The sequence below is a fragment of the Mycobacterium sp. 3519A genome (genome assembly GCF_900240945.1).
Taxonomy (GTDB): domain Bacteria; phylum Actinomycetota; class Actinomycetes; order Mycobacteriales; family Mycobacteriaceae; genus Mycobacterium.
The window spans coordinates 858,541-884,856 of record NZ_OESG01000012.1; the positions used below are offsets into that span (position 1 = coordinate 858,541).

At 62.1% G+C, this 26,316-nt stretch carries 22 protein-coding genes and 1 pseudogene; 12 read left to right on the plus strand and 11 right to left on the minus strand.

Annotated features, from left to right (window positions below):
* Positions 1–5 precede the first annotated feature (5 nt).
* The 5 genes from C1A30_RS06300 to C1A30_RS06315 all read right to left on the minus strand — a co-directional run bounded on the left by C1A30_RS06300 (position 6) and on the right by C1A30_RS06315 (position 3,158).
* The gene (locus C1A30_RS06300) at positions 6–236 is read right to left on the minus strand and encodes an MbtH family protein (protein WP_101947328.1); all 231 of its coding nucleotides are present in this window, start codon (positions 234–236) and stop codon (positions 6–8) included.
* Positions 237–474: 238 nt separating this feature from the next.
* The gene (locus C1A30_RS35560) at positions 475–633 is read right to left on the minus strand and encodes a hypothetical protein (protein ID WP_160112700.1); all 159 of its coding nucleotides are present in this window, start codon (positions 631–633) and stop codon (positions 475–477) included.
* Positions 634–638: 5 nt separating this feature from the next.
* Positions 639–896: a hypothetical protein gene (locus C1A30_RS06305; RefSeq protein WP_101947329.1), complete on the minus strand. Its 258-nt coding sequence runs from the start codon at positions 894–896 to the stop codon at positions 639–641.
* A 412-nt stretch (positions 897–1,308) separates the two neighbouring features.
* Complete coding sequence (locus C1A30_RS06310; RefSeq protein WP_235009664.1) at positions 1,309–1,677, minus strand: hypothetical protein; 369 nt, start codon at positions 1,675–1,677, stop codon at positions 1,309–1,311.
* Positions 1,678–1,832: 155 nt separating this feature from the next.
* The gene (locus C1A30_RS06315) at positions 1,833–3,158 is read right to left on the minus strand and encodes a serine/threonine-protein kinase (protein ID WP_101947330.1); all 1,326 of its coding nucleotides are present in this window, start codon (positions 3,156–3,158) and stop codon (positions 1,833–1,835) included.
* Positions 3,159–3,285: 127 nt separating this feature from the next.
* Between C1A30_RS06315 and C1A30_RS06320 the strand changes: the two genes are divergently transcribed.
* Complete coding sequence (locus C1A30_RS06320) at positions 3,286–3,591, plus strand: DUF732 domain-containing protein (RefSeq protein WP_101947331.1); 306 nt, start codon at positions 3,286–3,288, stop codon at positions 3,589–3,591.
* Between the two features lie 5 nt (positions 3,592–3,596).
* Here C1A30_RS06320 and C1A30_RS06325 read toward each other — a convergent pair whose 3' ends face one another.
* Positions 3,597–4,451, minus strand: a complete 855-nt coding sequence (locus C1A30_RS06325) for a GAF and ANTAR domain-containing protein (RefSeq protein WP_101947332.1) — start codon at positions 4,449–4,451, stop codon at positions 3,597–3,599.
* Positions 4,452–4,707: 256 nt separating this feature from the next.
* On the opposite strand from C1A30_RS06325, the gene C1A30_RS06330 reads away from it, so the two are divergent.
* The 5 genes from C1A30_RS06330 (at position 4,708) to C1A30_RS06350 (ending at position 8,133) form a co-directional block, all read left to right on the plus strand.
* Complete coding sequence (locus C1A30_RS06330) at positions 4,708–5,049, plus strand: MerR family transcriptional regulator (RefSeq protein WP_101947333.1); 342 nt, start codon at positions 4,708–4,710, stop codon at positions 5,047–5,049.
* Positions 5,050–5,146: 97 nt separating this feature from the next.
* Positions 5,147–5,428: a hypothetical protein gene (locus C1A30_RS06335; RefSeq protein WP_101947334.1), complete on the plus strand. Its 282-nt coding sequence runs from the start codon at positions 5,147–5,149 to the stop codon at positions 5,426–5,428.
* A gap of 164 nt (positions 5,429–5,592) precedes the next feature.
* Entirely contained in the window at positions 5,593–6,051 is a 459-nt protein-coding gene (locus C1A30_RS06340; protein WP_101947335.1) for a cupin domain-containing protein, read from the plus strand.
* Between the two features lie 328 nt (positions 6,052–6,379).
* Entirely contained in the window at positions 6,380–7,156 is a 777-nt protein-coding gene (locus tag C1A30_RS06345; RefSeq protein WP_101947685.1) for a cutinase family protein, read from the plus strand.
* A gap of 92 nt (positions 7,157–7,248) precedes the next feature.
* The gene (locus tag C1A30_RS06350) at positions 7,249–8,133 is read left to right on the plus strand and encodes a DUF732 domain-containing protein (protein WP_101947336.1); all 885 of its coding nucleotides are present in this window, start codon (positions 7,249–7,251) and stop codon (positions 8,131–8,133) included.
* A gap of 285 nt (positions 8,134–8,418) precedes the next feature.
* Here the strand turns inward: C1A30_RS06350 and C1A30_RS06355 are convergent.
* The 3 genes and pseudogenes from C1A30_RS06355 to C1A30_RS06365 all read right to left on the minus strand — a co-directional run bounded on the left by C1A30_RS06355 (position 8,419) and on the right by C1A30_RS06365 (position 12,126).
* A pseudogene (locus C1A30_RS06355) lies at positions 8,419–9,618 on the minus strand (IS481 family transposase).
* Positions 9,619–10,611 (minus strand): IS481 family transposase, encoded by a 993-nt coding sequence (locus C1A30_RS06360; protein WP_101947686.1) that lies wholly within the window; start codon positions 10,609–10,611, stop codon positions 9,619–9,621.
* A 432-nt stretch (positions 10,612–11,043) separates the two neighbouring features.
* Positions 11,044–12,126: an IS110 family transposase gene (locus tag C1A30_RS06365; RefSeq protein ID WP_200828173.1), complete on the minus strand. Its 1,083-nt coding sequence runs from the start codon at positions 12,124–12,126 to the stop codon at positions 11,044–11,046.
* 640 nt (positions 12,127–12,766) lie between these two features.
* Here C1A30_RS06365 and C1A30_RS36000 point away from each other — a divergent pair.
* The 4 genes from C1A30_RS36000 to C1A30_RS06385 all read left to right on the plus strand — a co-directional run bounded on the left by C1A30_RS36000 (position 12,767) and on the right by C1A30_RS06385 (position 17,773).
* Complete coding sequence (locus tag C1A30_RS36000) at positions 12,767–13,324, plus strand: hypothetical protein (protein ID WP_101947338.1); 558 nt, start codon at positions 12,767–12,769, stop codon at positions 13,322–13,324.
* Positions 13,325–13,546: 222 nt separating this feature from the next.
* Complete coding sequence (locus C1A30_RS35350; RefSeq protein WP_142392557.1) at positions 13,547–15,067, plus strand: HD domain-containing protein; 1,521 nt, start codon at positions 13,547–13,549, stop codon at positions 15,065–15,067.
* Positions 15,068–15,076: 9 nt separating this feature from the next.
* Positions 15,077–16,507, plus strand: a complete 1,431-nt coding sequence (locus C1A30_RS06380) for a hypothetical protein (protein ID WP_101947340.1) — start codon at positions 15,077–15,079, stop codon at positions 16,505–16,507.
* Positions 16,508–16,741: 234 nt separating this feature from the next.
* On the plus strand, positions 16,742–17,773 hold the full coding sequence (locus C1A30_RS06385) for a light-mediated development protein DET1 (RefSeq protein WP_235009665.1): 1,032 nt from the start codon (positions 16,742–16,744) through the stop codon (positions 17,771–17,773).
* A 109-nt stretch (positions 17,774–17,882) separates the two neighbouring features.
* Here the strand turns inward: C1A30_RS06385 and mobF are convergent, their stop codons facing one another.
* Both mobF and C1A30_RS06395 read right to left on the minus strand, forming a co-directional pair.
* Complete coding sequence (gene mobF / locus C1A30_RS06390; protein ID WP_101947687.1) at positions 17,883–20,684, minus strand: MobF family relaxase; 2,802 nt, start codon at positions 20,682–20,684, stop codon at positions 17,883–17,885.
* A gap of 614 nt (positions 20,685–21,298) precedes the next feature.
* Entirely contained in the window at positions 21,299–22,354 is a 1,056-nt protein-coding gene (locus C1A30_RS06395; protein ID WP_160112701.1) for an HNH endonuclease, read from the minus strand.
* Positions 22,355–22,593: 239 nt separating this feature from the next.
* Here C1A30_RS06395 and C1A30_RS06400 point away from each other — a divergent pair, with 239 nt between their 5' ends.
* Together C1A30_RS06400 and C1A30_RS06405 are read left to right on the plus strand one after the other, a co-directional pair.
* Positions 22,594–24,525, plus strand: a complete 1,932-nt coding sequence (locus C1A30_RS06400; RefSeq protein WP_101947343.1) for an ATP-dependent endonuclease — start codon at positions 22,594–22,596, stop codon at positions 24,523–24,525.
* Complete coding sequence (locus C1A30_RS06405; protein WP_160112702.1) at positions 24,518–26,272, plus strand: UvrD-helicase domain-containing protein; 1,755 nt, start codon at positions 24,518–24,520, stop codon at positions 26,270–26,272. The genes C1A30_RS06400 and C1A30_RS06405 overlap by 8 nt, the downstream gene beginning before the upstream one ends.
* Positions 26,273–26,316 lie beyond the last annotated feature (44 nt).

Below are 26,316 nucleotides of genomic sequence, written 5' to 3' on the forward strand. Positions count from 1 at the left end.
ACGGCTCAGGTCTCAGAGCCCGCTCCCTGGGCCAGCCTCTCGCGCAGACTCTTCGGCCGGATATCGGGCCAGTTCTGTTCGATGTAGTCGAGGCAATCTGCTCTGGTCGCTTCGCCGTAAACGGTCCGCCATCCAGCAGGCACATCAGCAAACGTGGGCCAGAGGCTGTGTTGCTCCTCGTCGTTGACCACGACGAAGAAGCGACCGGTGTCGTCGTCGAACGGATTCGTACTCACGCGTTCTCCTAATTGCCTACTAGAGATGGGTCAGCGACCCGCCCCAGCGAGCGCGGCACCGTTCGCGAAGCAGGCTGTCGTTTCCAATTCACGCACCGGCGACGTCAAGATAACACCGCTGACCTCCCCTTTGCGGGCTAAATCGCGGCGCCGGTCCTGCGTCGATTGCACCGTGTCGGCGCGGCTACCGATCCCAACAACGCGCCGTCGAGCGGCGGTCTGTGACAGCAGAACTCGGTCAGCTGGCGAGGCATGCCGCCGCGGCGAGGGTGCCCTGACCGCAGTCGAGGGTGCTCGACTGGTCCGGGATGAACGACGATGCCGGCGGCGGGGGCAGCAGCGGGAAGATGCTCGCGCCGTGCACACCCGTCAACAGCGCCACGATCTGCGCGGGCATGTTGGTCAGCAGTACACGACGTCGATGATCGGCCCCGGCAGCGGCAGTCCCGCGTCGAGCAGGAAGTAGGGAATGGACGCGAAGATGGTGTGCGCGCTCAGCGCCACGTTGGTGACGAAGTCGGGGGTGTGGTTCGACGCGAGTTGCGCCTCGAGCGCGTCTAGCAGGTTCGCCCGATCACCGGGATCGACGCCTGCGCCAAGGGATGTCAGGGGTAGACCGTCGAAACTGCGGCGCAGCGGAGCGTCGAACAGATCGAGCACCGTGGGGGTGACATCGACGATCTGGTAGTCGGTGTTGATGTACCCGTCGTTTGAAGTCGGGGCCGCGGGCGATCACGAATGTCGCTGTCTCGTCGGGTGATTGGAAGCCGTGGCCGAAACCTTTCTGAGGCTGATGGCCATGGTCGGTCGCCGCCTCGCGCGCCGCCACCGCACTCGTGGTCGCGCCGAGATTTTCGTCGGTGCGCTGAATGGCTTCTTTGTATGGTGACGACCACCCCGCCGCCGAGTGCCAACCAAGTCCCGCCGGGCCTCGGTGATACGGCGTTGACTCCGCCGGAGCCCGCCACGTCGGTACCGGATCCGGTGCTGATACCTCCGCCGCGGTAGTCACCGCAATCAGTTCGGCCCGCCACCCGGGGAGGGTTGGTGGCGGGCCGACTGCGTGCGGGGGTTAGTTCTGTTTCGAGAACACAGGGAGCTTGCCGCCGCCGAAGACCGGCAGCCGGCCCGGGTTGCTCACTTTGCCCCCGCCGTCGACGGTGCCGACGCCGCCGGTCTCGGCGCGCTGCGGTGCCGTGGTGATCGTGATCTTGCCGCCGCGGCAGCTGACGATCTTGCCGTCGACGAACACGTCTTGGCCGTCGTCGATCGGGATGGGGTAGCCGTCACTATCGGTGTAGGTGCATCCGCCGCCGCCGGGGGCCGGGTCGTTGTCGACGGCGAAGGCGGTCGCCGGGGCCACGGCGAGAATGCCGAAGGCGCCGAGGATGGCTGCCGCGTACTTGATGCCGGTCAGTTTGCGGGCCTGTGAAGTGCTCATCGTGGGGGTTCCTCTCGGGAAGTTCGGGTTGGTGGCTGTGGTGTTGTTGAGAGGAATACTGCTGAACCGACGGCACCGGCGTAATCGCCGGAAAGCCAGAATCCACCTTGCCGAGGGGAAGAATTTCCTAACCGGGAGGTAAGCCCGGAACGCGTTCAGGCTGGTCCGGTGAGGTTTCCCCGCCGGACGTCTTCGCGGCATTCGACGCGAGGCTTTCCGGTCTGCTGCACGCACACGTCGACCTGCTCCTCGATGCCGGCGGGGTACACCGGGTCGTCGGGGCCGTTGGTGACGGTCGGGGTCGGGACCACACCGGACACCAAGGACCACATGATGTCGCCGGTGGTCGGCAGACGCGCGCAGTAGGCCTTCTGGCCGGTCTCGGTGACGCCTGCGGCGCCCAGCACCGCGCAGTCGGCGCCGACGAGCACCACCGGCACTGCCGGCGCGGGGCTTGCCTCCTCGCGGGGCCGCTCGAACAGCAGGACGGCTGCGACGGCCGCCACGACCAGCAGGACGGCCGCCGCGGCTGACGCGATGAGCCACGGCCGCCCCCGGCGCTTGGGTTCGACCTTGTGGTGGCGGTGCGCGACCGCCATCGCGTCCAAGGTCGCGTCGTCGGCGCCGAGCTCGTCGAGCGCGACGTCGAGATGTCGGGCGAGGGCCCTGGCGAAGTCCATGCAGGACCGGTACCGGTCGTCGGGCGACTTGGCCAGCGCCTTGGACAGCACCGGACCGAGCGCGGACAGCTCGGGTTTGCGGTCGGCGATCTCGGGGGGCGGTGCGGAGACGTGCCTGCTGATCACGACAGCGGGATTGAGATCCAGGTACAGGTGTGAGCCCGTCAGCAACTCGAAAGCCGTTGCAGCGAGCGAGTATTGGTCGGCGCGGCCGTCGAGCGTCAGGCCCATCAGCTGTTCGGGCGCCGCGTAGGCAACGGTGCCCACCGCGATGTTGGTTTGGGTCAACGAACTGGTGTCGTCGACACGCCGCGCGATCCCGAAATCGGCCAGCATCGCCCGCCAGCCCCCTGAATCGAGTTGGGTCAGAAGGATATTGGCGGGTTTGACGTCGCGGTGCAGCAATTGGCGCTGGTGGGCGTAGTCGAGAGCGTCGGCGACCGCGGCGACGATCCGCACGACTTCGTCGGGCGGCATACCCTTGCGGTAGCGCTCCTGCAGCAGGCGCGCGGCGTCGGTGCCCTCGACGTAGGCCATCGAGATCCACAACCGTCCGTCCTGCTCGCCGCGGTCATAGACGGCGACGATGTTCGGGTGCGACAACGTCGCGGCGTTCTGCGCTTCGCGGTTGAACCGCTCGCGAAATGTGGCGTCCGTCGAAACCTGTTGGGCCAGCACCTTCACTGCATCGCGGCGTGGCAGCCTCGGGTGCTGGGCCAGATAGACCTCGCCCATCGCGCCGGAGCCCAGTCGCTGGATGATCGTGTACCCGGCGAACGTGTGGCCGGCTTGTAGCGACATGTCGGGATCCTATCGACGGCCGCCCCCGGTCCATGGTCGCGTGTCGATAACGCGCCTGTCTCGAAATGCACCGAGTCCTGCGTGCCGCCTGCGCCGAGTGGGTAATCGGCGATAGGAAGGACTCACAATGGCCATGTTCGCAAAACTCGCTTTGACGTCGACGGTGTTCGTCGGCGCACTGGTCGCCGCGCCGACCGCCGCCACTTCCCCGCAAACCGACTTCTGTCAGAGCATGGCCGGAGTGGGTTTCACGCAGGACTGCGCCACCCTCACCGCCATGGCCCAGGATGTGTGCACGCAGTACAACCGCGGTGTCGATCTGACCACTGTGCTGCAGAAACTAGATCAGACGACCAAGAACGAGAACCTGTCGAACTACATCATCGCCGGCGCGCAGGTGTATTTGTGCCCGCAGCGGGCCGCGACGACCTGACGCGTCTACTGCCGGTTCGGTGGGGCCGCGTCGACGAGCCTGCGCGCGATCTCGGCGACGCGGGTATTGGACTGCTGAGACAGCCTGCGCAGCAGGCTGAACGCTTCGTCGCCGCTGATCTGGTGGCGTTCCATCAGCATGCCCTTGGCCTGCCCGATGATGTCGCGTGAGGCCAGCGCCTCGCGGAGTTGGACCTCGCGGCGGACCGCGTTCCATGCCAGCGCCGCATGCGTGGCATACACGAACCCGAGACGCTGCGCGTCGGCGTCGAAGGAGTGGGGTTGTTCGGCGTAGAAGGTGAGCGCACCCAGGAGTTGGTGGTCAGCCACGAGCGGGTAGGTCAGCGCGGACCGAATCGGGGTCTGCGCCAACGCCTCCCGCTGGAAGTTCGGCCAGCGGGTGTCGGTGGTCAGGTCGTCGACGCGGACGGTGTCGCGGTCCCGGACCGCGTCCAGATAAGGCCCTTCTCGATGGCGCCGTTGAATGGCATCCAGCAGAGGGGGAAAGCGCCCGACAGCGCTGGCCGTATCGGCGCGACTGCGAGCGTCGGCGGCGGTGATACCGGCGTACTGGGCGCCGGAGACGAATTCAAGGCCGGCGACCGCGAGTTCGTCGAGCAACCTGCCGCTGGACCGGGCGCGCCGGCCGTGGGCGTTGCGAATCGACTCCGCGAGCCGCACGTGGATGTCACCGTCGGAGGCTGGCGCGGAATGTTCGTTGATGAGCCGACACGCCACATCGGCAACCGGCAGCTGATCATCGGTGGCGTAGCGGGTCAACAGCTCGTGGGCGGCGTCGGCATCGATCTCATAGCGCCGGGTCAAGAACTCGACGGCGACGGTGACCACATCGACTGTCATCTCGGCTCGCGCGTGGCCGCCCGGACCCTTCCGGTACCGGTCGGGCCAGAACCGACTTCTGGTTGTCGCCGTATCCGCATTCTCACCACTTCCTGTACCTATTTCCGCTGTCACGGGCACTACAGAATCTGTGGCTCAAGATATAGATTTTTGTATAGCACCGCCTCAAAGCTTGTACAAGACCAACAGCAGATGTTTACTGGTGCTCGCCAGATGTTTCTGCTGTCTCGCACTGAGTACTGGGGGCGTCGCCTCGATGACCACTGACGACCGCAAGGTCGGTCCGCCGGCTTCTGACCGCGGGGTCTACCCAATCTCCGTGGTTGCTGAGTTGTCCGGCATTCCCGAGCAGTCGTTGCGTTTGTATGAGCGTCGCGGCTTGCTGACTCCCGCGCGCAGCGCAGGAGGAACCCGACGCTACAGCGCCGACGATCTGGTCCGGCTGCAGCGGATCAGCGAACTTGTCGCCGCCGGTGTGAACCTCGCGGGGATCGCTCGGATTCTCGAACTCGAAGACCGCAACGAGGCACTCGACGACCGCAACGTTCAGTTGGAAGGCGACAACGCCGTGCTGCGGACGGAGCAAAGCGATCGATAGGCGTCTCTTCTGAGTAGTTGGGATCGGTAGCAAGTCAGCCGGGCTGTACTTCCCGAGACAACGACGCCGACCCGCGGCGCCTCAGAAGGGAAACAAAGTGAAGATCGTGCCCACCGCCATCGAGCAACAGATCAACCGCGTCGACCGCCAGCCGAGCCTGGCGATCGGGATCAGCGCCGGACTGCTCGCATTCTGGTCCTTGTACCGGGTGCTCTGGTCGCTGTATCTGGCAGTCACCTACAACTTCCTGTTCGGCTCGCTGGTGTTTTCGATCGTGCTGTGGGGCGTCATCGGCGCCGCGGCGGCCATCGTGGCCATCGGATTCCTCACCCGGTACAAGGAAGGAGAGGCGAACCCCGACGAGACCCACCACTCGTGATCCGTCTCGGCCGGCATCGGTCTGGCCGGCGGCGTCGTCGCGCTGCGCGACACCCGCCCCCGGTGTCCGTAAGCGAAACGGCCCTCGGAGATTCTCCGGGGGCCGGCTCGAATTCGTTTGGGCGAACGAGCATGTCACCAGGACGCCGGTCTACGGTGAAAGGTATGGACAGTCCCGACGGATTCCACCCCGATTTCTCCAACGATTCCGGCACACGCGCGCCCCGAAATCGTGTGCGCCACATCAAGTCGTCGGAACTCGATGCCACCACGGCCCAGACGGATGGCATGCAACGGTTCGCCGCGCTGAGTGGAGCCACGGTCGGCAGTGAAAAGCTCTGGATGGGTGAGACGTTGGCCGCGCCGGGCAGCGTTTCGGCCAACCATCACCATGGCGACTCAGAAACCATGATCTATGTTCGCAGCGGGCATCCGGAGTTCGTGTTCTTCGACGGAGCAGACGAGGTTCGGGTACGGACGAATCCCGGCGACTACATCTTCGTCCCACCTCATCTGCCTCACCGGGAAGAGAACCCGGACCCCGACACCGCGGCGGAGTTGGTGATCGCGCGCAGCAGCCAGGAAGCGATCGTGGTCAACCTGCCTGCGCTCTACGCGATTTGAGTGTGCGGCGCGCAGGGAGTTGCGCTTTGGATACTTGGATGCATGACGATCTTCTACGAGGTGCTGCTCGCTGTAATGAGCGCCGTGATCATCTGGTTTGCGCTCTACGTTGTGTATCGACTGCTGACCGACGATTCTTGAGACGGCCTAAAGCGTTTACACCGACTGGGACAGTTAACGGGCGGACGACTTTGCGGATGTGAAACTGCCAGCGGCTTCTCGGTAGTATCGGCCGGTGAGCAACCACCAACCGGGGCGCCGCGCGTCGCGTCTTGCGCGGCCACGCGTTCGGGGCGCCGCCGCGGTGCTGGCCGCGAGTGTTCTGCTGATGGCGCCATGCGCGCTGTCGCGCGCCGTCCCCTCGGCCAGCGCCGATGACTGCCCCGACGTGGAGGTGACCTTCGCCCGCGGCACCGATGAACCGGCCGGCCTGGGGCGCGTCGGCCAAGCCCTCGTCGACGCATTGCGCCAGCAGACCGGCATGAACGTTGGTGCCTATCCGGTGAACTACAAGGCAAGCCTCCTTCAGTTGCACACCGACGCGGGCTCCAAGGACGCCGTCGAGCACGTCAAGTCCATGGCCGACAAATGCCCGAACACGCCGCAGGTGCTGGGCGGCTATTCGCAGGGTGCGTCGGTGATCGACATCGTCACCGGAAATTCGGTGGGGGGCCTTCTCAGGGGTACTTCGTTGCCGGCCTCCTACGCCGACAATGTCGCGGCGGTCGTCACCTTCGGCAATGTGGCCGACCGCACCAAGCAGCCGATAACGACCCATAGTGCGCTGCTCGGTTCCAAGGCGATGGACCTGTGCAACCCGATGGACCCGATCTGTCACGAGGGTCCCGGCAACGAGTGGAGCGGACACACCGAGGGCTACGTGCCCGTCTACACAGACCAAGCCGCGAGCTTCGTCGTCGCGCAACTCCTGGGCTCCCAGCTTCCGACTGCGTCAGGGCCTTTTGCGCCGTCCGCGCCGTATGCGACGCCGGATCCATATGCGCCATCCGGGCCGTATACGACGCCGGACCCATATCCGACATCCGGGCCGTATGCGACGCTCGCGCCGTCGACGGCTGCCGAAGGACCCACCGTCTACCACTGACCCGGCCCGCCGCGCGCGCGGACGACAATGGCGGTGATGCTGCATTTCGACCCCACCGCACACCCCCTCCCGCCAGGCCAGAGCCGGCAGCGATGACCTGCCCTTATTGCCAGTCAGAAGTCGGTGGCAGCGGCATCTGCGACAAATGCGGCGCGGCCACGCCCGACGCAACGACCGGATGGCGCCCAGACCCGACCGGACGGCATGAAGGCAGGTATTACATCGCTGGCCGGCCCACCAACCGAGTGCGCAACGGCCGCAGGCAAACCAGCGATCCCGTTGGCAGCGCCATGCTGCCGCAACACCTCGACGTCCCAACACACAACAGGTTCAGCGTCCGATCGACCTGGCTGAGCACCGGCGCAGCGGCGATCGTCATCGTGATGCTGGCACTCGTCTTCTGGGCGCTGCGGGTAACTCATCATCCGCAGTCACCACCCCCTGAGGCGGTTTATCTGTCACTCCTGCACGACGCCGGTCTGGCCGGACAGTTCAACTCCGACGCCAATGCCATTGCCCACGGCCAGCACGTCTGCCGGGCGCTCGACGACGGCGAACCGCAGCAGGGTCCCCCCGCGGACAAGATCGCCGTCGACGCGTTCTGTCCGCAATTCACCAAGGGCTTCCACATCTACGAAACCGCTGCCGTGACTGGCACTTTCGTGCTTACCGGAACCGCTCCCGACGCGTTGCTCAGCTCGATCTCCTCCGACGGAGAGTCGTGCCGAGGTGTCAACGGATATTCCGACATCAACCGCGACACCCAGGTAGTTGTGCGCAACGGCAGAGGCGACATTCTCGTCACCGCCGCACTGGGCGACGGCCACGGCGACCAGCAGGCATGCACCTTCTCATTTCGCTTCGACGTCACAGAGGGCCAGGATCGCTACGTCGTGTCTGTCAGCCACCGTGGCGACTTCGTTTACACCTTCGACCAATTGGCACACCACGGCGTCGCCATTCGCCTCGGTGACTGACATCGCGTCGTTGCGCAAAGGGCTATGCGCGACCCAGTATGACCGCATCGGGGCCTCCAACCCGGCGTCGGTATTGGGCGGATGCAAGGTGCCGGTGCGCACCTCGCGCGCCAACACGGCCTGATACCTTGCTCGACCACGCTCAACTCCCTGATCTGGGGAATGTCATCCCAAGCAACTGTCAGGCACCGCCGAGGTAATACGACCTCTTGAAGTGGGACTGTTGAGCTTCGGTTGATTCTTGACGGATCTACTCCGGCTGATCCTTGACACTCTTGTTGTGTTTTAGGGTCCGGCGTTTGTGCGCAGGGCCCGCTTGTTTCTTACCTCGCCGGTGCTGTTTCGGGCGGCGGTCTTGACCAACACGTCGCCGATGTAGAAGCGCAGCAACCCACCGTCGACGTGGACATCGCAACGCGAACCGGCGTAGTGGCGGCCCAGGCTGACCTGCTGCCAGGACACGCTCACCACCCCATTGCTGGTGACTTGCCGGCTTACCCAGTCCGAACCGGTGCGCTCAGCGCGCAGTCCCTGCTCGGCCGGCGGCCCCACCGCGGGATCGGCAACCACGGTTTGCGGGGTGAACCGTGAGTTCGGAGTCGCCATCTGTAGGGCTTGATGGGGGCGGGTGGTGTTGTAAAAGCCCACCCACTCATCCAAGGCTTGCTGGGCCGCCCTCAAATTCGCGAAAGGCGCTCTGCCGCTGAGAAATTCCGCGCGCAGGCTGCGATGGAACCGCTCAATCTTGCCCGTCGTCGTCGGCGAGCGGGGCTGAGTCAACAAATGATCGATGCCGTGTTCGCGACAGATCGCGTCGAAGAGCACCTCAACCGGCGGATGGTTGAACCGGCCGGTGAACACCTTGCCGTTATCGGTCAAGATCTGCACCGGCGCACCATAGGTCCCCAGCGCCGCGCGCAACCCATCGCAAACCGCGCGCGTGCGCTCACGAGCCATCAACTTCGCGCACACGCACATCCGGGAGTGATCATCGATGCCAGTGAGAGCTTTGGCGCTGGTGCCATCAGCCAACGGGAAACCGCCGACCACATCCATCTGCCACAACTCCATCGCCGCGCCGCGTTCCCAGCGCTTCCACTTGCGCGAGCGCCGATCCCGCAGATGCGGATCAATCATCTGCGAACGCACAAGCCGCCGAGAGGCCGCCAGCTGGGAGGGCACCGGCCCAACTCGGCGCTTAGACAGTTAAAGCACCAGCCGCCGCGGCCCCCAAGACGGCCGTGAACGCCGCAGCTCCAACAGCGCCGCCTCCACATGAGCCGGCATCGGGTGCGGACGGGACGCCGGCCGATGGGACCGGTCGATCAGACCTCCCAGACCCTCGGCCTCATAGCGGGCCAACCACGAGTGCAACGTCTGACGCGACACCCCAACCTTCGAGGCGACCTGCGAAATCGACAATCCGTCACTGATCACCGCCAACACGGCCTGATACCGCTGCTCAGCCACGCTCAACTCCCTCATCTAGGTGTACTGCCCAGGGAGGTTGGTCAACCGTGTGATGGGCGGGACCTTGCCGATCGCCGAGTGTTGCCGGTGGTGATTGTAGGTATGGAGCCAGGCTGGAAGTGCGGATCGTCGGGCTAGTTCGTTGGGGTAGTGGCGCGCGAAGGCCCATTCTTGGGCCATGGTGCGGTTGAACCGCTCGATCTTGCCGTTGGTCTGTGGGCGGTACGGCCGGGTGCGTTTGTGCTCGATCTGCAGTTCAGCGCACGAGTCGCGCCATGCGTGGGACTTGTAGCAGGGGCCGTTGTCGGTGAGGACGCGTTCGATGGTGACTCCGCGCATACGGAACCAGCCTGCTGCCCGGCGCAGGACACCAATGGCGGTCTGGGCGGTTTCGTTGTCGTGGATTTCGGCGTAGGCCACGCGCGAGTGGTCGTCGATGACGGTGTGCACGTAGGCATGCCCCATGATCGGTTGCCATCGATGGTTGCGGGTGGCGCCGGGAGTCGTAGTTCGATTCTTCGTGCCCTGGGCGCGGCCGACAAAGCGCCACCCACCGCCCACGGGGATGTTGCCAAGCTTTTTAACGTCGATGTGCATCAGCGAACCCGGATGATCGTGCTCGTAGCGTCTAATAATCTCACCAGTTCGAATGTCAATGTGCGACAGGCGATTCAGTCGACACCGCACTAGCACCGCGTGCACCGTGGAGGCTGGCATCGACAACCGGGAGGCGATCGCTAAGGGTGAGAGTCGATGCCGCCACCGTAGATGCTCAATCTTTCGTACCAATGTCGAGGGTGTGCGCGTGGGGCTGCGGTGCGGCCGGCTGGATCGGTCGGTCATGCCTTGTGGGCCCATGGCCGCATACCGCGCGGCCCATCGCTTGGCGGTCGGCCAGGACACGTGGAAGTGCTCGGCGGCCCGAACAATCGGCCAGCCCTCCTCGACGACGCGACGCGCCAGTAGTAGGCGTCCACGAGGAGTCAAAACAGCATTAGCGTGGACCACGAAGGCCTCCTGATAGTTGCGGTGAAGTGGTAGCAGCTCCACCCCACGACAGGAGGCCTTCGCCATCAACGACCGCTACAGCGTGTCGTCACACTTCCCCAACCAACCTCCCTGGGCAGTACACCTGATATGTAGGCACCGTTTGTCAATAGGCAGGTGAAAGCCGCCCCGGTTTTGCGTCGGGGCGGCTTTCGTTTGATCGGGGTTAGTCGGTGTCGCGGCGGTCGTTGGTCAACGACGGTGGTGTCAGACTGATATGCGCGGGTTGGGTACCGCAAGACGATGGTTCGGTGCGAACGGTGGCTGCTCTCTAGGGACGGGCGTCACACCAGTACTTCGGGGAATGCTGTTGTGGCTCATAGCTGTAACGCAGATCCAGTTCGCCTACCTCGCCGTCGACCGGCTGACTCCGATCAAGTTCGGTGGCGGTTGTTAGTTCAGCGTGGCAAGTGACCAGCACCAGCCGGCCAGTTCACGGGCGATCGCGACATTGGCCACCACGTGGTGTTTCTTACGTTCGTTGAACCGGCACCACTGCTGGTGCAGGCGCCGGTTTCCGGCATGCCCGCGATCCTTGAGCGCCGGGTCGACCTTGGCCCAGCGTGCCCGCATCGTCGGTCCAGGATTGCGGTAGGCCGCCCGGTGATGCCACGCCGCCTCGATCAACAATCGCCGCACATGGGCGTTGCCGGCCTTGGTGATCGAGCCCTGCACCCGGGATGCACCCGAGGAGTACTCGGTGGGGACCAAGCCGACGTAGGCGCCGATCGAGGCGCCAGTGAACCGGGTCCAGTCACCGATCTCGACGCTCAACGCCAGCCCGGTCAGCGCCGAAATCCCCCGTAGACACCCCAATCGATTGACCGGGTCAGCCCAGCGCGGCGAGGCTGCCACGGTGACGATCTGCTGGTCGAGACGATCTCTGGCGGCGGTGGCCGTCAAGACGGCGTCGAAGTGATGGTCGAATGCCGCCATGGTGTGGGAATCGTCAAATCGTTGTCGACGAAGCCAGGTTTCGTGCACCCCGTTCCATGCCTGCCCACCGCAGTACACCCGGCCGTGGCGCAGCAATAGTTTGGACAACCGGTGCCGGACTCGCATCAGATCAGCGCGCGCGTCTTCACGCGCACGCACCAGATCGCGCACCGCCTCCACGTCGGCCTCGGGCACGGTGACCGCGGTGATCTCGCCCAGACGCAGTAACCGGGTCAGATGCGCGGCATCGCGGGCATCGGTCTTGACCCGATCCCCGGCAGGACGGATCAACTTCGACGGCGCGGCAACCACGCAGTCGATCTCGGCGGCGGCCAAAGCCCGCGCGAGCCCGAACCCCGTCGGCCCAGCCTCATAGGCCACCCGTACCGGACCTCGCAGCCGGTCTAGCCACGCCAGGATCTCGCCGTGATCGGGACACAACCGTGCCCGCTCAACCCGCCCCGTTTCTTCATCGACGGCATGGGCAACCACCGAAAGCGCATGCACGTCCAACCCGACACTCGTACCGTTGAAACTCACCGGAGGCCTCCTGATCTGCAACTGTGGCTCTACCGATGCGAGTGTTCACTCATCGTCGGCAACCCACGTCCGATTGCAGCCCGAGGCCTTCGGCCTCAAGTCGCCTCCATACCGTCTAGGGAGTGTCAAGGATCAGCCGAAGTAGGTGTAAAGCATCAGCCGAAACACTGTCAGGCATCACCCGACATAGAAATGTCAGCCATCAACCGAGGTAATACACCTCTGAAGTGGGGCGGGCGGGGCTCGAACCCGCGACCAACGGATTCGGTTTTGGTGGTTCTCAACATCGCTCTGAGATCCGGTTATTTCCCAGTGCTACAAGGGATTCCAGTGTCGTTCGGTTTCCAACGATAGAGCGCGCATTCCGGTCGTATCCCATCCATAACCGATGAATAATGGATGGCGAAAATGAGTAGGGACATAGCCACATAATTTGGGGGCGCGAAAGAAGTCCACGGTGTGGGTCCGACCGTGTCAGGGCCCCCTCGGCGCGCTTGCAGCACGTCCGAAGATCCCGAGCGCTGTCGTCTATGCGCCCCGGACGCATCCCCTCAAACCTGTCCAAATCGGATACGAAACGTCTACAGGTGGCATTATCTGTCAACGTTTCATATCATCCTCGCACCTAGGAGGTGACATCATGGATGCTCTGACGCCGAGCACTGCGGGGCAGGTCGGCCTCTCGCGCATCGGGCTCTTCCGTGCCGCGCGGGCCGGTCGGTTCGATCGCATCGCCCGCGGTATTTACCTGCCCGCGAACGCGTCGGCCACCGACTGGGATCAGATCGAGGCCGCGACACGGCGACCCGATGCGACGATCTGCCTGACCTCCGCGCTTTCTTATCACGACCTGACCGATGCGATCCCTGCCGCGCTGGACGTTGCGATCCCCCGGGGATCCAGGACGCCGGCGAGCACGGGTGCGATTGCGTGGCATCAGTTCGACCGAGCCACGTTCGAGGCCGGACGCGAGCACATCACGATCCCGGGATCGGGTCAGATGATCTGGATCTACTCCCCTGAGCGGTCGGTCGCCGACGCTTTTCGACTGCGTGGTGAGGTCGGGTACGAGCTGGGTCGCGACGCGCTGCGAGAATGGCTGCGTCGAGGTGGCAAACAAGGCCGGTTGATGGACATCGCTTCGCGCCTCCCTAGAGCGAAGTCTCCGGTACTGCAGGCATTGGAGATGCTGGGATGAGCCCAGCGTGACCGCGAAGCCAAATATCGTCAAGAACCGCTAACAGAGTCACGGAGACGACTAATATCGGCGGGCGAAACGTTAAGGACTGAGATAGCCGGACCGTGGGGTGGGGGCGCCGCGTTGACCCAAGATTCAATCGCCGATGACTTACGCCGGAGGCTGGAGGATGATCCAGACCTTCGCGACCTAGCCTCCTGCATTCCGCGAATACAGGAGGCCGTGAAGGAAGTCTGGTCGACAAATTATCAACAATGGTTCACGGACCACGGCACTGCGCACAGCCGGCGCGTGGCTTCCTATGCGATGCAGCTGACGCAATTGCCATTACTTCACGATTCTCAGAAGCTCACCACTCTTGAGATGTTCATTCTCTGGGCTTCTGCATGGCTACATGACATTGGCATGCAAGATCTGCGATCAGCTGGAGCACCACTTGGACAGATGAACAGCGCGGATTACGCCCGCGTACGCCATGAGCACCCCGAGCGAAGCTCAGAGAATATCCTTCATGAATGGCGCAAGTTAGGACTCCCGGACGGTGATGCTGCTCTAGTTGACGTTGTCGCCGATGTCGCGCGCGCACACGGTACTAAATTTTACAAGGACACCGTCGAAAATCGCTTACATGATGTATCAACCGTCCGAAACAAAGAAGTTCGACCGAGGCTTCTGGCGGCGATTCTCCTATTTGCAGATGAGCTAGACCTTCACAACCAGAGGGTGGTCTTGTTGGGTGGCTGGCCCAAGAACAACGCGGTATCGGAGGCTCACTCCTTCAAACACAGCATCGTCCGATCAGTGCGACCAATTTGTGAAAGAAACGGTGGAATTGCAGTCGAACTGGAATTGTTGTTTCCGCCTAAACTGCCCGTGACCGACCAACAGCATGTTCAGCGATGGATAGAAGTGAAACTTCAGAAGCAAATGGGGATGGTCGAGCCTCAACTGAGAGCAGGATTCACCGCCCAAGCCCACTTCGATCGAATTATTCGCACGAGTGTAAGCACTTCGCGCACTCAAACTCCCCTGCCATCGGCAGCGGCGCTGGCCATTATTCGCGCTGAAACAAGCCGCGATGAGCTAATCAATCACCAAAGTACCTTCGATCGCGTTCAAAGAGAACTTGATAGCAACGGTGTGGTCGTCGTCGTTCCAAGAGGGCGCGGCATCGTGTCCCCTCGGGATGACGGCCGCGCAGACCTGGTCGAGGCTTTGGCTGCCGCTGCAGAGTCGGCCGGCCGAAAGACATGTGTTAGCCGGCAGGCTGATCTCGCGCTTGGCGCGACCACCGCCAGCGATGTCCTCGCACAGTGGCTGGCGTGCCTTAGTCTGCCGGTCGATGGCTCTGATTCAGGAAGCGCTGACGTAGATGGGAGATTGAACCAGCTCTTAGATGCCCTTACGTCGCAGGCTGACGAGACATATCTCTTCGGGATCCTCGGGGGCGAGTTTTTGAACGAAACCGATCTTGTTTGGATCGCCGAACAGGCAGTTCCGCGCATCCGCGAACGCTGTCCTACTGCTGGATTCGCGATCACCAACAGCGTCGATCGATCCTTCGTCGTTCCAGGTACTGCAGTAACAACTGTCTCTATGTCAGACTTGTCAGAGCAGGATGTGGCCGACTATCTGAGACGCTTCACTGGGGAGGACGTCGCTGCAGCCGAGAGCCGGACACTTGATTCATACAGCAAAGTGAAGCTGCAGGGACAAGAACACTTGCTCGCGCAGCGAAGGTGAAGGTGAAGTATGGACCGACTTGAGGCGCAAGCTTCTGTCCTCAGCGTCCCGCCGGCCTTCGATGCAGACGTCGCTGCGGATATCCTTCGCAGCTCGCACGCTTGGCTCTCCGAACTGAAGGGCGACGACTCAGACCCGATTTCCGCGCTCCGCATCGCGGGCCTCCTCGTCGAGTCGCAGGGCGTTATGAGAATCGCCGATCCGTTGAGAGCCGAGCTAGCTCGCCGACTGGCGACGGATCATCCGGCTCAGTACCGAGAGTCGGCGACCGCCTTCTCGAGGCACGCGCGCAACGGGTTTCATGGCCGTCTGGCCCACTTACTTGGAGACCGAGGAGCCATGGTGAGCGCTGCCACGCTCGGTTTGACGGCGGCGGACAAGGAATCGGAGCGGGAGCAGGCCGACTGGCTATTGGAGGTTTTGACTACCGAGCCGGTCCGGACTGTCGATGCTGCGGCAGCTGTCCGCCAGCTAGAGCGGTCACCGCTGCGCCGCCCAGAAACTGATCGATTGGCTGCGCTCTTGCACGGATTGTATGAGTGGGGCCAGGGATGCCAGCAGAACGCGTCGGAGCAGTTCGAACTGGTGTTGAGTCAGCGTGAAGGAGATCGCACCGAAGCAATCGCAGAATATCTCCTTGGTGCGTATCGCGCCGAACAGGGTGACCATAGTTCAGGTCTTCTACACCTCGGTGCGGCCATCGATCTCCTGCGGAAGCTAGACGACTCGCCGCGCCTTGCGAAGGCATTGCTTTCGTACGGACGTGCCTTAATTGCGGGGGGCCATGCCGGCGCCGCATCCATCGATACGGTGGAGGTGGCTTCCGAACAACTTCGCATGGCGACAGCGGCGCTTGAAGAGGCGGTTGCAATAGCTATTAAAGTTGGCGACGATCTCATTAAGGGCTTAGCACTTTTAGAATTGTCTCGTGTCGAGTACTCATCCGAACGCATCGACGCAGCGATAAAACTGGCTGAAGATGCGGCGCGAGCTCTGGCGGACCATGACCGAGAGCTTTTGGGCGCCCTGACTTTCATGGGCTTTCTTTACAGAGAGGCCGGCTTGCGCGACGAAGCCCGTCAAGCATTAACAGACGCCGCCAACCTCGCAGCTAGGACAGAAGCACCAGATTTGAGCCTCGCCAGGCTGCTCAATTTTCAAGCGAGTATGGACCAACGGGCAGGGCTGGTGCACGAAGCGATCGATAACGCTCGAGAAAGTGTCGCAATCGGAAGACGATCGGGCGATCGCCAGCACACCGCGATTGCACTGCATACTCTCGCAGCCATCCTCCTTGATATAAATAGTGCTGACGCCACCAACGAAGCCGTCGAATACCTCCAAGAATCTCAAGCGCTGCTGAAAGATATCGATGACAAAAACGGAATTGAGATGGTTGAACGGACGCTCGAGCGGGCGCGAAGCTCACCCTCAGCGTAATGCATTTAGCAGTTCGGTGCGAAACGGCGCTATCGTCGCACTATAAGTGATCGCTGTTGCGACGGTTTCTCCGTCTGGCGCTCGCAACATTGAGGGTGGTCAAGCTGTTCGCCCACAACGTCCGGCTGCGACCCACGGGGCTGACAAGATCGGAAGATGCGACCGCGCGACCCTGGCCGAACCTGACCCAAATTGAGTTGCTGCTCTGTTGCCTACTTTCGCAATAATTCTCTTGTGAGCACCAGCGAGGTGGGTCCCGGCGAGCAGAAGCCAACCTGGGACGTGAAAGAGATTAGACGCGACAATTGGGAGAAGTCCGAGCGGCCCGTGTTGCACTCGCGGGACGGCAACAAGGTCTACGTCCGAGCGGTTGATCCATGTGACCCCGAGCCTGAGATCGTCCAGGTCTATGAGGGCGACGAGGTGATCGTCATGGAGCATTACTCCCACATAAGTCACCACACGACCCCAGAGGGACCCGACGGATATCTGCTGCCACAACGCATCGTCCCGGACCGCGAAGAGCCGGGCAAGGTGTTCGCGCGGACCCTACGCATCGGGGAGCCTGACGACGGGCGACGGGTGCATGTGCGCCCCGGCGATCAACTGTCCTTTGACGAAGGCGCAATCAGCCTCCACATCGACGACGTCGACGAGTGGGAGAGCAAGGGAGTAATCGGTTATGTGCCCCTCACACCCGTCCTGTTCACGTGGATGTGCTTTGGCACGCACCATCCCGAAGAAAAGCAAAGATATCTGCTGTCGGCTGCCAGGCGACTCGACCGGGCGCAGACGCTTTTCCGAAGGGTCAGCGAACTGCGATACGAACTCCAAGAGAGTCCCCCCGAGGGCGCGCCCGCCATTCGGCGCGCCGTCTTTGATCTGGTCGGTACAACGGAGCTGGCCCTTGTCGCCCTCAATCGCGCCATGGACATGTGCGTACAGGCATCGACAGCGATCGGAGCGAACCAGGCGGTGCCGCCTGAAATTACGCGCCTGCGAAGGTGTGTGGGGGAGATCCGCGACGCTTACGAGCATATCGACGAACGCGCTGTGGGCGAAGTACGCAACAATCCAAACCCGAACGCTCTGTCCGTCTTTGACCATGACCGGATCATCGCGGATGGCGTCATCGCCTATGGCGGTTACCTGTTAGACCTTACAACTGACGTCCAGGATCTCATCATCGCTGCACGGCAGCACCTAAAAACGGTCACCGGCGAAGCCCTGCCAGCCACTTCTGTCAGCCCGACCAACACAACTTGATCGCGCACACTTGAGCGCACGCGGGCTGTCGACTAGCTCGATCCCAATGAAAACGATCGCGCATCCCCCTCTGCACTCGAATGAAGAGTGATCGCGAGTCACAGAGGGATCACAGCTGAATACCGTGGTCCGGATTCGAGGTTCGGGTGACGTGGCGCTCACTCCATCGCTTACTGTCTGACGTGGCAATATGCGTCTGCTCCTGCCATTTCAGATAGTTCTTGCACCGGCGTTTAGCTGCTTTCGCGCGTTGGTCAACGAATGAGGCAACCGGCTCGGAGAGATGATCCGGCTCGGTGGTGGCACTGACATCGTGAGCGGTGCGGGCTCGCGCGTCGTGAGTAGCGATGATGTCGCGCAACAGATGGGCAGCGTCGCGGCTGCTTCCGCGACGCGCGACGTAGATGTCCTCATGCTCGCTATGCTCGTGATCGCCATCCCCGACGCCGCGCTGAAACAGGTAGGCCGTGTTGGATTCGCGGCCGCGCGTCATCGCGACGTACAGCATTGCGCGGGTGCTGTTTTCGCCGAGGACGCTCTGAGTCGTGTCCGCGGTGACGCCTTGGGCAGAATGCACGGTGACCGCGTAACCGTAGGTGATGTGCTCCGTCAGGTAATCACCCGTCAAGACGGCGCGGGCGCCGTCGTCGAGGCGGCGCGCGGCGACGCGATCGTGTTCGGGGTCGATGGCGTAGACGCGCCAGCGGTTGCCATTACGGACCGGGTCGGCAGCCGGCTCGTTCCGGGTGGCATCGAGGACCGGGAGGGCGGGGTCGTTGCGGCGGCTGATGATCAAGTCCCCGACCGCGACCCGATGTCCACGCGCGACACCAATCGTGGGTGCCTTCGGGTCGATGGTGTCGGTGTGGATGCGTCGGTTGAGTGCGTCGGCCATTTCTGTTGTGTCGCAGAGCAGCAGCGCGTCCTTGCCGTCTGCGGTGTCGGCGCGGTAAGCAGCTAGTGCGTCGGTGGCCATGGCGATTTCGTCGCCCGTGTGCAACCTGTCGTGGGTGCGGTACCAGTCGATCGCGCGGCGCACCGGTGCGGGCCCGCCGTCGCGCAGCGCGAGGGATGCGGCGCGTTCCTGGCGGTCGTGCATGCGCCACACCTCGGACAGTTTCTGGGTCCAGGGCAGGTCGTCGCAGAGTTGGGCGAACATGCCCCCGCGAGCCTTCACCGGCGCCAGCTGGTGCGCGTCTCCGACGAGCACGGTCTTGATGTTGGCTTTCGTTGTCGCGGTGAGTAGTTGGTGTAGTTCGGTGGTGCCGACCATGCCCGCTTCATCGACAATTACGAGGTCGAGATGGTCGAATGTGAGGGCGCCGTTATGTAACTCGTGTAGGGCTTTGGCGATGGTGTATCCGGTGTCGCCGGCACCTTCGCGCACGGCGACATCGACGGCCTTACCGGTTGGCGCGAGGACCAGAATGCGGCTCTGGCGGCGGCGCGCCACCGCGGCTAGCACCCGCATGGAAGTGGTCTTGCCGGCCCCCGCCGGCGCGCTCACCGGCTGCACCAACCACGGTGACTTCGCGATGTTTTCGACCGCCCGTTTCTGATCCGGCGAGAGCCCTGCCGTGTCGGTGTCTTTGACCAACATCGAGGCCCGCACATCGCGGGCGTCGACGAGGTCGAGCAGCGCGGCTTCCTCCGCCAGAATGGAATCGGTGGTGAAACGTTCATGGCCCTCGCGCTGGTGCGGCTGTCGGGTCGCGGTGAGCCGCACCGCGACGTGATCGACAGCGCTCTCCACCAGCGTGCGCGGCGTGTGCTCGGTGTCCACAGGCAGTCGCGCGCCGATGATTTCGATCAGGTCGGCGCGGGTGAACGCGGCCTTCTCGATGTGCTGCGCGGCGGCCACCAACCAGTCCCGATTCAGCGGTATCCGCGCGGCTTGTTCACGCATCTGGCGGGCTTGGCGCCAGGCAGCGCCATCGATCGCCAAACTCCGCTCATCGGTGCGCCACTGCGCTCGCAACTCGGCCCACGAAACGTGCTCGAGTTTGAGTGGTCGGGTCGCCTTTTGGGCGGTCGCGAGCTGGGCTGGCGTGAGTCGGCGGGCGTCCGCCACGGCCAGGTTTCCCGCTGCCCACTGGCGCAGTTGGGTTGAGCGTTGCGACCACGCGGTGATGGTGTCGCGGCTGATGCCGGCGACCTCGGCCATCCCCGTGGCGGGGTCCGCCACGGTCCATTCCACCCCCATGAGCCGGTGGAGTTCGCTGCGCAAGGTGGCTTGGTAGATGACCCCGGCGGCGCGGGCTTCGTGATACAACGACGCGCCGTCAATCGACACGAGTTGGCCGTCGGGGCGGGCCTGGCGGTTGGGCACGATCACGTGGGTGTGCAGGTGCGGATCACCCGCCCGCGATGTCTCATGTTGGTAGGCGATCGCCACCAACCCGGGCAACTTCACCAGATCCTTCTCCCCCGTCACCAGGTTATGGACGCGGGTGTATCCGGCATGAGCCGCAAGGTATTCCATCGCCTCACTGATCGCGGCGGCATGCGCGGCGGAGATTGCTTTGTCGGCCACCTCGTCGGCCCGCAGCGCACGTATCAGCGACACAGTTTTCGGGGCGCAGAACGTCAGATCGAAGCCGTGGACGCCGCGCGTTCCGAACGCGCGACCGCACGCTCGGTTGGGCGCCACACCATCGTCGAGCCAGCGCGCCACCACCTCGGTATCGGCCTCCCCGCCGGCACGCCGCAGGTCGGTTAGGCCGACGAGTTTCGCAGCGCTGTGGGTGTCACCGGCGCACAACCAGACTGGCGTGCGGGTGTCGTGTTCGGTGTAGTACTCGCCCAAACCGCCGCCCGGTTTTCGGGCATCTTTGACCGCCTCGCCGACAGCGTTGGCGGTGTCGTTGTAGTACTTGATCGACCAGCGCGACAGCTTCGCGATCGTCAACATGTCGACCACCACCCGAATCGAGATCGCCTGGCGCACAGCGTCTACGAGGCAGCACACGAACGTGTGCTGCCTCAAACCTCGCACACCTTGTGCAAATGTGCCACAGCAATATTGGGGGTTTTTAGCGAATTGCCATGGAGCGCAATGACGTTGGGTGGCGTAATACTGTTAAGGCGGGAAATGTCGAGAATCTAGTATCATTGATAGGAGTCAACGGCTGCAGGCATGACGAGGCGGGTCGGGTATCGAGCATGAGCATCGGGAGTTGACCTTCGGCGGGAGTGGCGGGCATTCACTCGCGCCGCGAACCCAACGATGCACAAGCCGTTCAGAAGGATTCGCCCGCAAAACAGTTTCGCTCGAAGCGCACATGCCAGGCAGGCCGGGCTCCCGCGGTTGGGACTCGGCAATCAGAATCTCCGAGGAGGCGACCGAGTAGAACCATAGGGGATGTCAGAGATGATGCGTGACCGTCCTGGTGCGGCGGCGAAGGAGTAGGCGCTCATCGTCTCGTGGGCGCGCCCAGCGGGCAGGTCACTAACCCAATCAGTCCGTTCCTCCTAAATGGAGTCCGGGGAGCCAGTGAACACGACGGTCTAAGCGCTGCGTGTCTACTAACCGAAGTATCCGCCTCCGTAGTAACCGCCGCTGTCCCAAACGGTGGTGGCCGCGCGCCAACCTTCGATGTCCGCGATTGCTTCAATGCATTCGGGGTCACCCATCGTCCAGCTACCGGTTAGCGAGAATCGACCGTTAGCGAAAACATCGCCTTGCAATGACTCGGTGCTGCCTCCGTCCGCACTCGCCACCACTGCCGAACCTGAAAGGACGGCGTCAAACTCACCTCCAAACGTGAATGAGAAGACCTCACCGTGTCTTTCGACGCCAACCTTATCGATATTGATATCGATGTCGCCGTCGACCTCATCGACCGTCACGTCTTCATTCCGATCTTTGAACTCATGCGACTCGAGTGCGGATACTGCCTCCTCGACAATGGTTTCTCGGAGTCGGCTCACAGGCTGTTGGAGAGCATCGTCTAACGTCAACTGACAGACGTCTTCTAGGACGACCACACTCCTGCGGTCTCTAACATCAAGCGTCACAGAGACCTGTTGTTGAGTGCCTTCAGCCGGATCACCGACCCAAACTGTCCGTAACTCGTCGAAGTCGTGTGCCTTAGCCGGGTCGATCGCGGCGAGCCTGCGTACTAGTGGTGTCATATGTTCCTGGAACATAGAAATGTTCTCGGACTTGTCAAAGTCCATCGCCGCGATTGTCTTAAGAAACTTAGCAATAGCTGTCGGACCTTCGAAGAACTCAGCCCGCCGGATGACATCTTCCTGTTTGGCCAAAGCCGTATGCAGTGCAGTCGCCACGACCGGAAAGCCGGAGACATCGTGATTTGACTTTTTCAGATTGCACGGCGCACAGATCGGCGCCAAGTTGTACGGCGCATCTAAGTCATAGCCTTCTACGCGATCAGGAGGAAGCCACTTCGCTAAGTCATCTTGCTTCGTAGAACTTGGAACAATGTGATCGATCTGGACCGCCGCATAGTCGCTCTGCGGCTTGCCACACCAATAGCACCGTGTCCGATATGCATCGAACAAGGCGAGTTTCAATATGCCGTTATCGCCTCCGCTTCGATACCTGATCTCGCTTGGCATTCTCAAACGGTAGATCAAGGGGCATGCTCGTAGCCCCTCGTTCGTCCACTCGGGAACCTGTGGACGTTTGCACTGTACGTGGCAGCGTGCGCAAGTCTCCCCGTCATGCCGCTCGAGGTAGCTGTGGAAGTCCGCCATCTGGTGAGTCCCTGTTGCCGATCCGATTGGGACGATCAACTATGAGCTAGCCCGGGGCGTGCGCAGGAGGTCGAGTACATCCCTGAATTCAAAGACACGCCGTGGGCTACGTCAGGCTCCGGCGGTCGATGATTCTATTGTCGGATTCCTCGGCTTTCGAAGGGTTCTACATGTACCTATCGCAGTTGTCTCTCCGGCACTTTCGTTCATGCCGTGACACCTCGGTCGTCTTCACCCCCGACCTCACAGTGGTCGTGGGCGAAAACGCTGCCGGTAAGACAGCGATAGTTGACGCGCTGAGGTTGGTTGCTTTCCCCGCCTCAGGCCGTCAGACAGTTTGGTTTGTCGGCGAACGCGATCTATCTCACGGAATTGCTGTTGGAACGTCGGTCGACCTGTCTGCGCGTTACTCGGGTCTTAGCGATGATGAGCAATCGATCTACCTTGCGCAACTGATTGATGCTCACGGTGATCTTGTGTACACGGCGAGTTTTGCGACCAAAGCGGACGTACCGAAGCGGAGTGTTCTCACATGGGGGATCGGCGATGCGCGAGCAGAAGATCCGGAACCGGCGTTGAGACGGCGAATCTCATACGTGTACATGCCGCCGCTCCGTGACGCGGTCAGGGATCTGGATGGCGGCGACCAAGCCCAACTTCACGATGTCCTTAGGATCGTCGTTGGCTCAGACGCCGAGCTCGAGGCGGACTTCATCGGTACCGCGAACGATGCACTGAGACAGGTAGCAGAGCACGGTCTGGCCGTGACAACAAGGGAATCCATTCAGGCGTTCTTCAAGCAAACGACTCCGCCTAACCGCGAACACGTCATCGAGCTGAATCAGCGGAAGCTCGAACTACGACGCATCGCTCGCCTCCTTCGTATTCAGCTCGCCGAACGGGAAATACCGATCGGGGATATCGCCGCGACCGGCCTGGGGTACGCCAACCTGCTGTACATCGCGATGGTTGTGCTTCAGCTGGTTAGGGCGAAAGAAAGTGATCTGACTTTACTCCTCGTCGAAGAACCCGAAGCACATCTTCACCCTCAGCTGCAACTGGTTCTCCTGGACTTTCTTCATGATCAAGCGAAGTCGAGCGGCCAGACCCACGACCCCAGTCTTCCAAGCGGCAAGGTTCAGGTCGTCGTCACGACCCACTCGCCCGTACTAGCCAGCACAGTTTCGATTCGTAATGTCGTTGTCGTAGCTCGCGACAGCGATAGTGCCGATTGGTGTACGAAGGTGACCGCTATCCGCGAGATCGGTATAGAGCCGGTGCAACGCCGTAAGATCGACCGCTACTTGAACTCGACGCGCGCAGCGTTGTTGTTCGCCCGAGACGTTGTTCTTGTGGAGGGTATAGCCGAGATGCTAGTGCTGCCGTCGCTAGCTCCGCACCGGCTTAAGGAGGCGGCTGGGAAGATAGTGGCCTCCGGCGGAGGTGAGTCCGACATCGATGCAGTCACCAAGAGGCTGCTACGTCAATTCCGCAGTGCCACTTTAATAAACATTGAAGGTGTCGACTTTGAGCCGTACCTGCGTGTGCTTCTGGATGGCGATCATCCCCGTGTTGATCGAGTCGTGGTGGTGACTGATCGAGACCATACAGGAGCCGGCGAAGAACGAAAGACGTTCTACGAGCAGCGGTTCTTCCAGCACCTTGAGGCTGGACGGTTAGCAGTTGTCGTAGGCGGCACGACATTGGAAGCTGAGATGTTCAGAGTGCCCCAGAACGAAGAGCTGTTACACGCCGCGTTTCTGGCGTTGCACCCGCAGTCCGATCATCACTGGAAGAAGGTGGTGGCTGCAGTCGAAGGCCGAGAACCGGACGCCCGCGCGGAGACCTTCGCCACTGCAATCCGGGCGACGTCCGCCAGCGATGAATATTACCTGGATATCGCAAAAGGTGATTTCGCACATGTGGTTGCTGAGGCATTGGAGTCCAACGACGGCTCTTCCCTTGGTGTTCCGGAATATCTAAAGGCCGCCATTGACGCGGTCGCGCATGTCGATGCGGCACAAGGTGACTGAGACCAATCCATTCGGGCTTAGCGACGAACAGCTTCGAGCCCTCCGACCTGAGATTCGCCTTGTAGAGGCCGGCCCGGGCGCCGGCAAGACGAGGACCGTCGTCGCCCGGTTACGGAGCAACTTCGAAGATGGCCGCCGAGTTGCGATGTTGTCTTTCACCAACGCCGCTGTCGACGTGGCCCGGCTAAGAGGTCGCGACGTTCCGCAGCTCCTTGAGGCGCCAAACTTCGTAGGCACGTTCGACTCATTTTTTCGCCGATACGTTGTCACTCCCGCAACGATGCGGGGCAGCCGACGACCCACCTACGTTACGTCTTGGGATGATCTCCGCAACTCGATGGCAGTTGTGAGACCTGCGAACGGTGGCATCGGTATTCGGCTTACGCGCTTTGTGCAGCGCGGGGGTGTTTGGGTTATCGACGAAGACTCGCTGAGTCGAGCGGAACGGCTGGCTTGGGACAAGCTCACGGAGTGGTCAAGAGAAAACCTCAACCAGATTGGTCATCAGCGCATCGTCACCCTCCAAGAGAGCCACGTGTACGACACGGCTGCAGCGCGGAAACGCGCTCTCATAGTTCTGGACTCGGCCGAGTCGCCTTTACGGCTGCTGGCACGGCGGTTCAACGAGATCATTATCGACGAGTTTCAGGACTGCGACGAGACGGAGCATGACATCGTCGATCGACTCACGAGCGCAGGCATACACGTCGTCGCCGTTGCCGATCCAGACCAGGCAATCTACGAGTTCCGCCAAGCCAATTCCGCGTTGTACGAGCGCTTTCGCGAGCGGGTCGCAGACGAGGAGCGGGTAGCGCTGACTACGTGTTTCCGCTCGAGTCCGGTGATCTGCTCAGTAATCAATAGCCTTCGCGCAGTCGGCCTCGGTCAGGTCGTTCCGAGTGAAGACCATCCTGGTGGGTCTTCAACTGTTCACGTTGTCGTTGGGTCGGGAGTGAAAGCCGGAGAACGCGCTTATAGGATCTTGCGCCAGTCCGGCGTTTCGCCGATGAAGACCAGAGTTATTGCACATCGGAAGTCGGATGCGCGAGCTCTCTTGCGTGCCGGTAAGGAGCCGCCGCACGGTAGTTCGCAAATCGAGCTGCTTCTTGTAGCGTTGGCTGACTTGCATTCGGGCACAGACCCTTCCGGGCGGCTGAGAGCGATACGTCGTGTGGAGTCGTTCCTACTCAGCCAGTTCGATTGGGACGGCCAAGACGTCGAGGGAAAGAGCGATCAGATCGAACGCCTTGGGGTTGCGTCGGCGGACTTGCGTGGCGTAGCCAGCGCGTTATTGCGGTCCTCGCTCTCGTGGACAGACGAAGCCTCTTGCAAGGCGAATGTACGTCGAATAGTGGAGGACTTCTCGAATCGAACTGATGTCGAGCTTCGACCACGCTTGGGCAACAGACTAAGTATTCCGGAGAAGGTATGGAAGTTCTGGAAGAGTAGGACTGCGGGGCTATTGACCGACGGTGTATCGGATGCACTCCGCTGGGGTCACGTACACGGTGTGAAGGGCGACGAGTTCGAGGCCGTGATTATGGCCATTCCGTCGAAGGCAACAGGCCCGAGTCACGTATTGGACGACTGGCAGGGCGGTCGCAATTCGGAGCAGCGCCGAGTGCTGTACGTAGGCGTAAGCCGAGCAATGCGTGAGCTGGTGATCGTTGTGCCCCCATCGCGGCGAGACCAATTGGAAGCCATTTTAGCGGACGCAGAGATCAGTTACACCGTGGTTGTCGCCTGACTACCGGACTGTAGATACAGTAGCGCGCTAGCGAGAGACCGGGT